Source organism: Acidithiobacillus sp. AMEEHan (assembly GCF_030996345.1).
Lineage (GTDB): Bacteria > Pseudomonadota > Gammaproteobacteria > Acidithiobacillales > Acidithiobacillaceae > Igneacidithiobacillus.
This window is the reverse complement of sequence record NZ_CP118747.1, coordinates 2479629-2492731: the sequence shown is the minus strand read 5'-3', so window position 1 is coordinate 2492731 and position 13103 is coordinate 2479629. Positions and strand designations below refer to the sequence as shown.

The window sequence follows — 13103 nt, the reverse complement described above, 5'->3', positions numbered from 1 at the left end:
GCCATCGCTCCCATCGTCTAGTGGCCTAGGACACCGGCCTCTCACGTCGGTAACAGGGGTTCGAACCCCCTTGGGAGCGCCAAAGTAGGGTCCTTTTGGTATTCCGCACTGATTATGCTAGGGTTCCCTCGGTATTTGCCTGGGTGGAGAGAATCTTGCGAAAAATTGCACTGTCGATTCTGACGATATCGGTCTTGAGTACCCCGGCATTGGCTTGGGCAGCAGCGTCGCAGTCGCAGGGATTCAGTGGCAACGTCGGCCTGGGGTTCAGCAACAGTACGGGTACCAGTCAGGCTCTTAGCATCAATACGGAAGATGCTCTGAATTGGCTGCGCGGGCCTTGGTCCAACGACACTTCCCTCGCCTACAATTACGCTCGCAACAGTGGTGTGGTTTCGGCCGACCGTCTTGCACTCAACAACAGCACCAAATATCTCTGGCAAAAAAATACGTACGCATATGGCACGCTGGATTATGTGCGTAACCATTTCGACGGCTATTTTTACCGCCTCGATGAATTTGCTGGTATCGGTCATTATCTGTTCCCGGCGGAGAACATGCGCCTAGCCCTGCAGGCCGGTGTCGGTGCCCGGGAATCGCATCGCATCGGCTATGCTGCTGTCACCAATCCCAGCGCCCAGCTCGCCGCCAAGTATCGATGGCAGATCAGTAAGGGAGCGCGCTTGACCGAGGATCTCGAGGCGGTTTTGGTGGAAGGGGGTGCCAACACCTACCAGTCACTCCTGGGTTTGAACACCCCCCTGGTCGGTGCTCTGGGCATGCGTTTTTCTTTTCTGGCGACTTACAATACCCAGGTGCCCGTCGGCTACAACGCACTGAATACGCTGACCGCGGTCAATCTGGTGTACCATTTCTGAGGGAAAATCCATGCGCCATTCTGGTCGCGCCAGCGATGAATTACGCCCACTGCATGCCGAGAGGGGGTATACCAAGCATGCCGAGGGTTCGATACTGATTGGCTTCGGCGATACCCGTGTCTTGTGTACGGCGACCGTTGAAGAGAAAACTGCGCCCTTTCTGCGAGGTTCCGGCCAGGGCTGGGTCACTGCGGAATACAGCATGCTCCCGCGAGCGACGCATACCCGCATTCCCCGAGAGGCCGCCAAGGGCAAGATTGGCGGGCGCACCCATGAAATTCAGCGACTCATTGGCCGTAGTCTGCGCGCCGCGATCGACCTCAAGGCCCTGGGGGAGCGCACGATTTGGCTGGACTGTGACGTCCTGCAGGCCGATGGTGGTACCCGCACCGCCAGCATCACCGGTGCCTGCCTTGCCCTGGCCGAGGCGATCGACGGTCTCTTGCAGCGCGGCGTTCTGAGCAGCAATCCCTGGCGTCATTGGGTGGCCGCGGTGTCTGTGGGTATCGTGGCGGGCGATCCCGTGCTCGACCTCGATTATGCGGAAGACAGCTCGGCCGAGGTCGATCTGAATCTGGTCATGACCGACACCGGGCACTTTGTCGAATTGCAGGGTACCGCCGAAGGGGATCCCTTTTCTGCCGGGCAGATGGCGGACATGCTGCTCCTCGGTCGCAAGGGGATCACCGAAATCATTGCCTTCCAGCAACAGGTATTGCCCAATTGGTCGGCTCCGGCACGCTAGTACTGGCGTCCCACAATGCCGGCAAACGGCGGGAGTTGGCACCAGCCTTCGCGGCCCTCGGTTTGCAACTGATCGACCTTGATCTGCTGCAGCTCGAGAGTCCGGAAGAAACGGCATCGACTTTCCTGGAAAATGCTTTGCTCAAGGCTCGGCACGCTGCTCAACACTGCGATCAGTGGGTGCTCGCCGAGGATTCCGGGATCTGCGTTCCGGCGCTGGGCGGAGCGCCCGGAGTGCGCTCTGCCCGCTTCGCCGGTGATGGGGCCTCCGATCTGGAGAACAATGAATTACTGTTGCAATGTTTGCAGGCCCTGGACATCGCCCAGCGCGATGCGTATTTCCTCTGCGTGATGGTCTTGCTACGCGGTCCGGAGGATCCCGATCCGCTGGTGGCGCGCGGCACCTGGCAGGGACAGATTGCTACCGAGAGGCAAGGGGAGGGGGGCTTTGGCTACGACCCTGTCTTTCTGCCCCGCGGCTTGGGCGGACGCAGCGCGGCGCAGTTATCCTTGGCGGAAAAAAATTCCCAAAGTCATCGTGGGCAAGCGCTGCGCAAGCTGCTGGCGGAGATGCGGGAGCAGGAGGGTGTCCGTCAGGGCGCGTCGTCTTCCCAGCCGCCATCCACGAGCAGTTGACGCAACTTCCCAAGAGCACGGACCTGCAACTGGCGCACCGCTTCGCGGCTGACGCCGAGACGATCGGCTACCGCCTCCAGGGTCATCGGGCTATCACCGTGCAGGCCAAAACGATAGATCATCACCTCGCGCTGCTTGGCATTGAGCTCCGACAGGAATCCGCGCAAAGCACGCGCGCAAGATTCGCGATCGTACTCCTGGCAGGGAGAGGCCATCACCCCTATGATCTGATCGATCCGGTGAAAACCGTCTTGCGTTTCCTCGTCGAGGGAGGAAACTCGAATATCGGCAAATTCCAGTGCGCGTACGGTGCTTTCTCGCACCCCCAAAGCCTCCACGCGTTTTTGTCGGATTTCATCGCTGTTGCTCAACGTGCTCTCGTCTTCCCTTTGGGTGTGCGCATGCAGCGACTTCGCGAGGTAGTCCGGCAGGCGAATGAAGCGCGAGCGAATCAGGGCCCGTTGCATGGCTTCGCGAATCCACCAGGTGGCATAACTGGAAAAGCGCGTGCCGAGACCTTCCCGATACCGTTCGGCGGCACGCATCAGACCCATGTAGCCTTCCTGAAAGAGATCTTCCTGGCTAAGACCCTTGTTTCGGTAGCTACGGGCAATGGAGCGGACCAGTGGCATGTGCGCGGCAATGAGCGATGCTCGGGCGCTTTCATCGCCCTCGCGTTGCCGCTGGACCAGTATGGCCTCCTGCTGCGCACTGAGAAATGGGCCGGACTCAGCGATGGTGTCCGCCGGGATTTCCGGCGCCGCCGCCTGGGGCAGATCGGGTATCTCCGTGGCGAACTTCGATACTGTTTTCTTCGCGCTGTGGGTCTTTGGCATACAATCTCCGAGATGATTACCGATCCTCTAGAACCGAGTTCAACATTGTCATCTAATATCCTAATTCGACGAAGTTTCTTTCTCAGTGTATTAGGAACCTCTGGCGTGCTCATGTCAAGGAACTGTTGTATCTGTGACAATAGGTTGTTGCGCTTTGGGAGATTTTGCTAACCCTGCGGCAATGTTTTGACTCATCATCTACGAGCGGGTATCCTCTTGCGCCTCTAGACCAGACCTTTTTTGGAGAGGACCCGCTTTTCATGCCAACCATTCGCGTCAAAGAAAATGAACCCTTCGAAGTTGCTCTGCGCCGATTCAAGCGCTCTTGCGAGAAAGCCGGTGTGCTGACGGAAGTTCGTCGTCGTGAGTTTTACGAAAAGCCCACCGAAGAGCGTAAGCGCAAGGCCGCAGCAGCGCGCAAGCGTTCGCTCAAGCGGATGCGGCGGCAGCAGATGCGTTTGGTGCGGATGTACTGATGTCCCTGCGCGAGCAGATTCAGGAAGACATGAAGGCGGCAATGCGCGCCCGGGATACGGAACGCCTCGGGACCATCCGTATGCTGCTTGCCGCCATCAAGCAACGGGAAGTCGATGAACGTCGGGAGCAGACCGACGCCGATGTACTGGCGGTGGTCGAAAAACTGATCAAGCAGCGCAAAGAATCCGCGCGACAGTTTCGGGAAGGCGGCCGCCCCGAACTGGCAGACAAGGAAGAGGCCGAGATCGTTTTTTTGCAACCTTACATGCCCGCAGCCCTCAGTGACGCAGAAATCGACGCGCTGATCCGCGCCGCAGTCACCGAGAGCGCTGCCCAGGGGCCGCGCGACATGGGCAACGTGCTGAGTATCTTGCGGCCGCAGGTACAGGGTCGCGTTGATATGGCGGTCCTTTCCGAAAAGGTCAAGGCACAGCTCAGCGCCTGAATATGGAGGCGGTGATCGCTGCGCCCGGGAGTCCCGAAGCGCTGCGACTGGCAGCGCAGAACGCCCTGGAATTGCCCCTACTGCGCCAACACTGGCGCGAACGTTGTGCGCACCTCTACGCCAGGCGGCATGTTTCCCAGCTGGAACCCGCGGTTTCTGCGCAAGAGATCCGTCTGCGCCTGGAGCGTGCTGCGGCCTTGCAGCGGCGGCTTACCGATGGCCCCGCGCTCCCCGCGACGGAACTGCCAGACATTGCCGATCTCGTCCTCCTCGCCAGTCGTCCGGGCGCCGTTCTGAGCGGCATAGAGCTGGTGCGGGTGCGCCGCGTCCTGGAGCTGGCGGCGGAGTATGTCCGTTTTCTGGCGGCTTCGGAAGATATTCTGAGCAGCGATGCGGAAATCCTGGCGCCGAATGCTGTTCTTCTCAGCCGCCTCCAGGATGGTCTCGATCTGGATGGCGTGTTGCTGGATACTGCCAGCCCGGAACTTGCGCGCCTGCGTCAACAGCTGCGGATGCAGCGCGCGCAGGTTCATCAGCAGCTGAAGGGATTGCTGCAGGAACGGGAGCGGCGGGACATCTGGCAGGATCCGCATATCGTGCAACGGGGCGGACGGTTTCTCTTACCGGTCAAGGCCAACTTCAAAGGACGTCTGCGCGGCATTGTGCACGACCGCTCTGCGAGCGGTGAGACGCTCTTCATCGAACCTCTGTCGGTGGTAGAGCAGAATAACCTGCTGGTGGAGCTGGAAGCGGCGCAGCGTCAGGAAGAAGAACGCATACTGCGCTCCCTCACCGCCTTGCTGGGCAGTGAAGCGGGTCGGCTGCAGCTCGCTCTGCAACGCATGGGACGACTCGAGGCGATGCGCGCCGGGCTGGAGCTCGCCGCCGTATGGGGCGGCACGATTCCGCTGCTGCGCGACTCGCCGTCCTTCTCCCTGCGCGCTCTGCGTCATCCCCTCCTGGTGCTGCGGCACGGGGACGCAGTCGTGGCCAACGATCTCGCGCTGGGTAGCGAGGCCAAGCAACTTCTCATTACTGGGCCTAATACCGGCGGCAAGAGCGCCTTGCTCAAGGCCGCGGGTCTGGTGCATCTGGCCGGTTATCTCGGCTTGCCCATCCCGGCGGAAGGCGAGCTGGGGTATTTTTCTTCGCTCTATGCCGTGATCGGTGACGCCCAGGACTTGCAGGCCGATCTCTCCAGTTTTTCCGGGCAGATGCGGCAGGTGCGGGACATCCTTGCGCAGGTGACCTCGAACAGCCTGGTACTCCTGGATGAACTGGGCAACGGTACCGATCCGCGCGAGGGGGCGGCGCTGGCGCAGGCCGTGGCGGCCGATCTGCGCGCTCGCGGTGTGGTGACCATTCTCACCAGTCATATGGCGGTGCTCAAGCGCTATGCCTTGCGTGAGGACGGAGTGCTCCTGGGTGGCATGGGTTTTGACGTCGAGCGGCTGCAGCCTACCTATCATTTGCAGTTGGGTCGCGCCGGTGCGAGTCAGGGCCTGCTGATCGCGCGCAAGATCGGTCTGCCAGATCAGCTCATGGCCCTGGCGGAAGCGATTCACGCTGGCGAACAGGAACATTGGGAGAGTTGGGAGGACCGTCGTGATGCCTTGCTGCGCGCCGCCGAAGAACAGGCGGCGCGAAGTCAAACGGCAGCCGAGGAGCAAGATCGTTTGCGTGCGCAATTGCAGAGAGAAGTGGAAAAGGCAGCGGCCCTGCGTCTGCGCGCAGAAGAGGTGGCGCGTCAGGAATGGCAAAAACTGCTTGCCGAAGCGCGCTCGCAGGTGCGCGCGGCCATTGCCGGGCTAAAGCAAGGGCGCGATACCCAGGCGGCAACGGCCACCCTTGATCGACTCGACCAGCAGCTTGCTTCGCCATCCACGGAAGCGCAGGCGCTGCCGGCGCCGGGAACCCGTGGTCTCTTTCTGCCGTTGCGGCAGGTGGTGGAGGTACAACGTCTGGACGCAACCGGGCAACGGATCCAGGTCGATCTGCGTGGCAAGCAGTTGTGGATTCCGGTGAGTCAGTTCCAGGCCGACGCAAAACTTTCCGTGCCCAGGGAACAGGGACGCAGCCAGTATGTTGCGCCGGAGGAGCATCCCTGGCGCCTCGATCTCCGCGGCCAGCGGCGTGATGTTGCCGAAGCGGCCTTGCTGCGCCATCTCGACGCAGCGGTTGCGGCCGGACGCAGTCAGGTGGAAGTGCTGCATGGCAAGGGAAACGGTGTTCTCGCTGAGCTGGTGCGCGAATTCGCCGAGCAGGATCCGCGGGTGCGTGCCTGGCGCATGGCACGCCCTGAGCAGGGTGGTGGCGGCGTGTCAGAATTGGAACTACGCTGAAACATGGCCCGCTACTCCCGGCAAATCATCGACCGTGTTATCGAGCGCACCGATCTGGTCCGCTTGATTGATGCCCGTGTGACTCTCAAGAAAAAGGGTAAGGATTACTGGGCCTGCTGTCCTTTTCATCACGAAAAAACCGCTTCGTTTTCGGTAAGTTCCGACAAGCAGATTTACTACTGCTTTGGTTGTCACGTGCACGGCAATGCCCTCGATTTTCTCATGGCCTACGAGCGCCTCAGTTTTGTGGAGGCGTTGGAAATGCTCGCCGACCAAGCTGGGATCGAGCTGCCGAAGGACCAGCAGGTGGCAGAGCCAGACCGACGTCTACCGGCTTTGCGCAGTATGTTGGAACGGAGTCTGGAGCTTTATCAGCAGGCGCTGGCGCAGGCACCCCAGGCGCTCGAGTACTGGCAATCGCGTGGGGTAACCGCCCAGACCATCGCGGATTTTGGCTTGGGCTACGCGCCGGAGGGGCAGCGCATCCTGGGACAGCTGGGAAAATCGCCAGAGGATCGCGAGCTCTTGGTCGATGCCGGTGTTTTGGGGAAGGCTGCTGACGGGCGTTTCTATGAGCGATTCCGTGGCCGGGTGATCTTCGCCATCCGCGATGGTCGCGGGCGTCTTTGTGGTCTGGCCGGACGCAGCATCGACGGCCGTGAACCGAAGTACCTCAATTCCCCCGAGACCCCGCTCTACCACAAGGCGCAAGTCCTGTTTGCCCTGGATCGCGCGCGCGCGGGGATTCGTCGCAGCGGGAAGGTGCTCTTGGTCGAGGGCTATCTGGATGTCATTACTTTGCACCAAGCGGGGATCGATAATGCCGTGGCGGCGAGTGGCACGGCGCTCGGTGAAACCCAGTTGGAGACCCTGTTTCGTGCTAGCAGCGAAGTGATTCTCTGTTTTGATGGTGATCGTGCCGGCAGAGCCGCAGCGCAGCGAGCGGTGGCGCTGAGTCCAACGCACCTGCGCCCCGGTCGTTTGCTGCGAGTGCTCTTTCTGCCCGAGGGGGAAGATCCGGACTCTCTGTTACGGCGTCAAGGTGCTGAGGTCTTTACCCAGCTTCTTGCTGGTGCCCGGCCAGCGGTCGATGTCTTTCTGGAATTTCTGGCAGCGGAACATGATCTGCAGCGAGGAGATGAATTGGCGCAGTACCGGCGCCTGGCCCGTGATTTCCTCGACAAGCTCGCCGATCCGGATCTGCGCGAGGTCTACCGGCAACGCTTGCAGTTGGCGTCTGATGCGCCGCATCTGAACTCGGGACGCCGTTCGCCGGTGCTGGCCCGAAAAATGACGAGCTGGCGTGGTGAGTGGGCTCGATGCCTTGCCCTCTTTTTACGCCATCCTGCGGCGCCTGCCTGGGCAGCCCTCGACCGAGAACTTTTGCAGCGTTTTGCTGGCGAGCGTGCAGAGCTGAGTGCCCTCGCTCGCGCCCTTGAAATTTCTGCCAAGATCACCCATCTAAGTAGCCAGGCGCTGTGTTTGGCATTGGCCGAGGAACCTGATGGTGAGCGCTACCTGGCCCTGGCAATGACGGGCGAGAGCGAAGCGGAGGTGGCGGAGGGGTTGGAAATTGAAAAAACGTTGGCGCGGGCGAATGCTGAATTGCGGCGCCTGCGCAGCCTGTCGCTTGGTAAGCTCGGCGATCGTGCCGGCATCGGCGCCTTGAGCGCCGAGGAGCGTGCAGAGCTGCGCCAACATTTACAACAGAAACGCGGAATAAAGACCGCGAGGAGGTAGAGAAGGATGCCGGGCATCTTTTCACCTGCCTTGGTTTATTTCTATAATGGGCGGCTATGCGTGCCGTTGGATCCCCTATGACAGACAACGAAACTTCTTTGGATGCAGAATCCCAGCGTTCCGAACTCAAGGCCTTGATTGCACGGGGCAAAGAGCAGGGATATCTAACCTATCGCGAGATCAACGATCTCCTGCCGGAGGAAATCTTCGATCCCGAGCAAATGGAAAACGTCATTTCCATGATCAACGACATGGGGATCGAGGTTTTTGAAGAAGCCCCGGAAGATGACGGTCTTCTCCTCGGTGATAGTGAAGGGGGTGCGGTCATCGCCTCGCAGGAGGTGGAAGAGGCGGCGGAAGAAGCTCTGGCAGTGGTGGAGGCCGACATTGGCCGCACGAGTGATCCGGTGCGCATGTACATGCGCGAGATGGGCAGTGTCGAACTTCTCACCCGCGAAGGGGAGATCGAAATCGCCCGCCGCATTGAAGATGGACTTCTTCAGGTACTGCGTGCGGTATCCACTTGTCCCACCACGATCGCTTTGCTTCTGGAGGCAGCGGAACGGGTGGAACGTGGTGAGTTGCGCCTCGATGAAGTCGTCGATGCCTTCATTGACCCCAATGCCATCGAAGAAAGTGCCGATGCCGAAGACGAAGAAATCCGTCTGGAGGCGGGCGACGATAGCGCCGATGACCAGGATGACGAAGAGGACGAAGAGGACGGCGGCTTGTCTGCAGCAGATAAGGGGCCGCAGATGGAAGAAGCCTTGGAGCGCTTTGCTGCGATTCGTGCCGACTATGAAGTATTGATGGCGTTGCGTGCAGAGGGTGCAGGGCGCAGCGCAGCCTATCAGGAGCAGCGGCAGGTGCTGGCAGCTCGCTTTCTGGAGATCAAGCTCAATGTGCGGCAGATCGACCTCATGGCTGACGCGCTGCGCAGTCTTACCGAGGAGGTACGGCAAGCAGAGCGAAAGGTTATGCACTTGTGCATCGAACGGGCGGGCTATCCCCGTAAGGAGTTTGTGCGCAGTTTCCCTGGGCGAGAGAGCGATCCGACCTGGTTGGATGAGCAGATTGCCGCTGGCAAGACCCATTCCAGCAAATTGCAGGCGCTCCGGGAGGACATTCTGGCGGTGATGCAATGCATGAGCGACATCGAGGATCGGGCGGGATTGCCCATCGCCGAAATCAAGGAAGCCAGCCGACTGATGTCCATCGGCGAGGCCAAGGCGCGGCGGGCCAAGAAGGAGATGGTCGAGGCCAACCTGCGTCTGGTCATTTCCATTGCCAAGAAGTATACCAACCGTGGCTTGCAGTTCCTCGACCTCATTCAGGAGGGCAACATCGGCCTGATGAAGGCGGTGGACAAGTTCGAATATCGGCGCGGCTACAAGTTCTCGACCTATGCGACCTGGTGGATTCGCCAGGCCATCACTCGCTCCATTGCTGATCAGGCCCGCACCATTCGCATCCCGGTGCACATGATCGAGACCATCAACAAGCTCAATCGGATCAGCCGGCAAATGCTGCAGGAGATGGGGCGCGAACCGAGCCCGGAAGAACTCGCCGAACGCATGGAAATGCCGGAGGACAAGATTCGCAAGGTGCTTAAGATCGCCAAGGAGCCCATTTCCATGGAGACCCCGATTGGGGATGATGAAGACTCGCATCTGGGCGACTTCATTGAAGACCGCAACGTCCCCGCACCGACGGATTCGGCCATCAATGCCGCCATTCGGGAAGTGGTGGAAGAGCTTCTCGACAACGGACTCACCGCGCGCGAGGCGAAAGTGTTGCGGATGCGTTTTGGCATCGGCATGAACACCGACCATACGCTGGAAGAGGTCGGCAAGCAGTTCGATGTCACGCGCGAGCGCATCCGGCAAATCGAGGCCAAGGCCCTGCGTAAGTTGCGCCATCCCTCGCGTTCCGATCGCCTGAAGAGTTTCGTGGATGGGGAAGTCACCATCCTCAGTTGACGTGTTTTGCGCTCCCCTGATGTGGGGCGCACAGTTTTGGGCCTATAGCTCAGTCGGTTAGAGCAGGGGACTCATAATCCCTTGGTCCTAGGTTCGAGTCCTAGTGGGCCCACCAAGTAACTCATTGCTCCTTCGGGAGTTTCATCGCAATTGGCGCAGTTCGGGTGCCGTCCGGATATTCTCCGCCTCAATGATGAGCACCCCCCTTAATGGCACTGCCACACGCGGTGGCTGCAAGAGAAAAAACTGCTCGGCCGTTCCCTTTCTTGGCATCATGCTTGCCATGGCTGAACGCCCCATGGATATTTCTGCAAGGTATTTTTGCGCCGTGCGAGCCGGCCCCTTACAATGCGGGCTTTCGACGCAGGATCAGGACGCAGCTCATGAGTACTCCTTTCCCTTTTGGCCATTCTGCCGCAGCACAGTGGTCCGACGCGCTGCAACAGGCCTTGGATAGCTGCGACTGGAGGCAGTTCCCGAGTACCTTGGGGTTTTTGTATGTCAACGAGGCCTATGAAGCGGCACTCCCAGAAATTCTCACCGCGCTGCAGCAATCCACCGGCGTCCAAGATTGGGTTGGCTCGGTGGGAATTGGCGTGGCAGCCACCAATCACGAATACCTCGATGTTCCCGCGCTGGCCCTTCTGTTCACCGATATAGCGAAAAGCGAGTATCGCATTTTCGCTGGCATGGATGCCTTTGGTAGTGGGGAACTGCAGTTGGACGATGGTCGTCAGGCGGCCTTGGCCATCGTGCATGGCGACGCTCACAGCCAGGACTTGCCTGAACAGGTGCGGCATTTGGCGGCACGCTGCAGCACCGGCTTTCTGATGGGTGGGGTAACCAGCTCGCGAAAACAGGGAGCGCAGATTGCCGGGCGTGTTCTTCATGGCGGCTTGAGCGGAGTGGCGTTTTCTGATGGCGTAGCAATCCGCACGCGCTTGAGTCAAGGGGTCACGCCCATAGGTCCGGTGCACCGAATTCAGGAGGCGGAGCGCAACATCGTCGCCACCCTGGATCGACGTCCGGCCCTGGAGGTTCTCTACGAAGAGGTTGGCGAGGTGCTGGCAAGGGATATTCGCCGCGCCGCCGGATTCATCTTCGCAGCGCTGCCCCTGCCAGGATCGGATCGTGGGGACTACTTGGTGCGTAACCTGGTAGGGGTGGACGAGCAGCATGGTCTGGTAGCCATCGGTGAGTACGTTGAGCCAGGTGGCGAACTGATGTTTTGCAAACGGGATGGTGACAGCGCTGTGGCGGACCTGCAGCGTATGCTCCTGGATTTGCGCAGACTGGCAGCAGAGCGTGTCATTCGTGGTGCGATCTATGTATCCTGCCTGGGACGCGGAGAAAATCTCTTTGGTGCCAATTCTGCAGAGTTGCGGCAAATCAGCGCGGTGCTTGGCGATGTGCCGCTGGTGGGTTTCTTTGCCAATGGTGAGATTTACCACGATCGCATCTATGGCTATACCGGTGTACTGACGTTGTTCTTGGAATAGTCCATCAGCACTTCATTATCTGTGCTACACTGTGGGCCTTGCGAAATAAAGGTTGAGTTTTGGCGAAGGCAGAGCGCATCGATCAACGACTGATGAGGACCGGCAGAGGGGCCCGTGCTGCGCTCTACTTTGCCATTGGTCTCGGCCTCGTGGCTGGCTTGCTGATCATTCTCCAAGCCTGGATCTTGGCGTATGTCGTCAACGACGTGTCCTTCCGTGGACTGGGGATGGCCGCGGTATCCGGGTTTTTGGCTGCCTTGCTGGGTCTCTTCGTGTTACGGGCACTGCTGTCCTGGGCAGCGGAGATCGTTGCCTTTCGTGCCAGTGCCAGCATCAAGACGCAACTGCGGCAAGAGCTCCTGCAGCACCTCTTTCGCCGGGGACCGGTGGCGCTAGCGGGTGAGCGGGCAGGGGATATCGCCAGCACCCTGATCGAGGGCATCGAAGCGCTGGAACCGTATTTTTCGCGTTATCTGCCGCAGATGGCCCTCGTGAGTCTGGTGCCCCTCGCCATTCTCGTATTTGTCTTTCCGGTGGACTGGATCAGCGGGCTGATCCTGCTCATCAGTGGCCCCTTGATTCCCTTTTTCATGGTTCTGGTCGGCTATGCGGCAGAGGCCATCAACCAGCGGCAGTGGCGCCAGATGTTACTGATGAGTGCCCATTTTCTCGATACCCTGCAGGGCCTGACCACCCTCAAGATCTTTGGCCGGGCCAAGGATGAGATCGAGATCGTCGCCCACATTTCCGAAAATTATCGCCGCAGCACCATGGCCGGCCTGCGGGTGGCATTTCTGACCTCGGCGGTGCTGGAGTTCTTCGCCAGCCTTTCCATTGCGCTGGTCGCCGTGTCCCTGGGTGCGCGTTTATTGCAGGTGCATGCCTCGGTGGATTTTTACGCGGCCTTCTTCGTACTGCTTCTGGCGCCAGAGTTTTTTGCTCCACTGCGCGGTCTGTCTACCCACTATCATGCACGTATGAGCGCGATTGCGGCGGCCAAACGCATCTTCGAAATCCTCGATGCCCCGGCTTTGACGCTTGTCGAAGGTGGGCAGGAGCTTGAGGCGTCCTCCGCGGCGCTGGCGATCGAGTTGCAGGATCTGCATTTCCGCTATGGTCCGGAGGATGCGGAGGCCCTAGCTGGATTCACCGCCAGCTTTCCCGCCGGTAGTTACACCGCCATTGTCGGAGCCAGCGGCGCCGGCAAGAGCACCGTGGCGAATGCCATTCTTGGTTTCATCCAGGCGGATAGTGGGACGATTCTGGTTGATGGGCAGGACCTGCGCGCTGTCGATCGGAATGTCTGGCATGCGCAACTTGCCTGGATCCCGCAAAGCCCGCGCCTCTTTTACGGCAGCATCGCCGACAATCTCCGCCTCGTGAAACCACAGGCCAGCGATGCGGAATTGCGCCAGGCGGCGCAGCATGCCCATGCCCTGGAATTCATCGAGCGTCTGCCGCAATCCTGGGACACGCGCATCGGTGATCTCGGGCAGGGTCTTTCGGGGGGCAGATCCAGCGTATCGC

The 13103-nt window shown here is 60.0% G+C and carries 10 protein-coding genes, 2 tRNA genes and 1 pseudogene; 12 read left to right on the top strand and 1 reads right to left on the bottom strand.

Annotated features, from left to right (window positions below):
- Window positions 1-6: 6 nt before the first annotated feature.
- The 4 genes from ORD17_RS12685 to rdgB all read left to right on the top strand — a co-directional run bounded on the left by ORD17_RS12685 (window position 7) and on the right by rdgB (window position 2258).
- Window positions 7-82: transfer RNA gene (locus ORD17_RS12685), tRNA-Glu, on the top strand.
- A gap of 73 nt (window positions 83-155) precedes the next feature.
- Window positions 156-878, top strand: coding sequence for a DUF481 domain-containing protein (locus ORD17_RS12680; RefSeq protein ID WP_308388844.1), 723 nt, complete (start codon window positions 156-158; stop codon window positions 876-878).
- A gap of 10 nt (window positions 879-888) precedes the next feature.
- A complete protein-coding gene (gene rph, locus ORD17_RS12675) occupies window positions 889-1623 on the top strand; it encodes a ribonuclease PH (RefSeq protein ID WP_308388843.1) in 735 nt (244 codons plus the stop codon).
- Complete coding sequence (gene rdgB / locus ORD17_RS12670) at window positions 1602-2258, top strand: RdgB/HAM1 family non-canonical purine NTP pyrophosphatase (protein ID WP_308388842.1); 657 nt, start codon at window positions 1602-1604, stop codon at window positions 2256-2258. The genes rph and rdgB overlap by 22 nt, the downstream gene beginning before the upstream one ends.
- On the opposite strand, the gene ORD17_RS12665 is transcribed toward rdgB, so the two are convergent.
- The gene (locus tag ORD17_RS12665) at window positions 2216-3094 is read right to left on the bottom strand and encodes a sigma-70 family RNA polymerase sigma factor (RefSeq protein ID WP_308388841.1); all 879 of its coding nucleotides are present in this window, start codon (window positions 3092-3094) and stop codon (window positions 2216-2218) included. The genes rdgB and ORD17_RS12665 overlap by 43 nt on opposite strands.
- Before the next feature lie 260 nt (window positions 3095-3354).
- Between ORD17_RS12665 and rpsU the strand changes: the two genes are divergently transcribed.
- The 8 genes and pseudogenes from rpsU to cydD all read left to right on the top strand — a co-directional run.
- Window positions 3355-3570: a 30S ribosomal protein S21 gene (gene rpsU / locus ORD17_RS12660; RefSeq protein ID WP_215871904.1), complete on the top strand. Its 216-nt coding sequence runs from the start codon at window positions 3355-3357 to the stop codon at window positions 3568-3570.
- The gene (locus ORD17_RS12655; RefSeq protein WP_308388840.1) at window positions 3570-4016 is read left to right on the top strand and encodes a GatB/YqeY domain-containing protein; all 447 of its coding nucleotides are present in this window, start codon (window positions 3570-3572) and stop codon (window positions 4014-4016) included. Before rpsU ends, ORD17_RS12655 begins: the two co-directional genes overlap by 1 nt.
- 11 nt (window positions 4017-4027) lie before the next feature.
- Window positions 4028-6358 (top strand): Smr/MutS family protein, encoded by a 2331-nt coding sequence (locus tag ORD17_RS12650; protein WP_308388839.1) that lies wholly within the window; start codon window positions 4028-4030, stop codon window positions 6356-6358.
- Window positions 6359-6361: 3 nt separating this feature from the next.
- On the top strand, window positions 6362-8098 hold the full coding sequence (gene dnaG, locus ORD17_RS12645; protein WP_308388838.1) for a DNA primase: 1737 nt from the start codon (window positions 6362-6364) through the stop codon (window positions 8096-8098).
- Window positions 8099-8175: 77 nt separating this feature from the next.
- Window positions 8176-10077: an RNA polymerase sigma factor RpoD gene (gene rpoD, locus ORD17_RS12640; RefSeq protein WP_308388837.1), complete on the top strand. Its 1902-nt coding sequence runs from the start codon at window positions 8176-8178 to the stop codon at window positions 10075-10077.
- A 38-nt stretch (window positions 10078-10115) separates the two neighbouring features.
- Window positions 10116-10192, top strand: a tRNA-Ile gene (locus ORD17_RS12635).
- A gap of 268 nt (window positions 10193-10460) precedes the next feature.
- Window positions 10461-11576 carry an FIST C-terminal domain-containing protein gene (locus ORD17_RS12630; RefSeq protein WP_308388836.1) on the top strand — a complete coding sequence of 372 codons (1116 nt, stop codon included), beginning with the start codon at window positions 10461-10463 and terminating at the stop codon, window positions 11574-11576.
- Between the two features lie 92 nt (window positions 11577-11668).
- Window positions 11669-13101 (top strand): annotated as a pseudogene (gene cydD / locus ORD17_RS12625) (thiol reductant ABC exporter subunit CydD); the annotation flags it as partial.
- Between the last annotated feature and the right edge of the window lie 2 nt (window positions 13102-13103).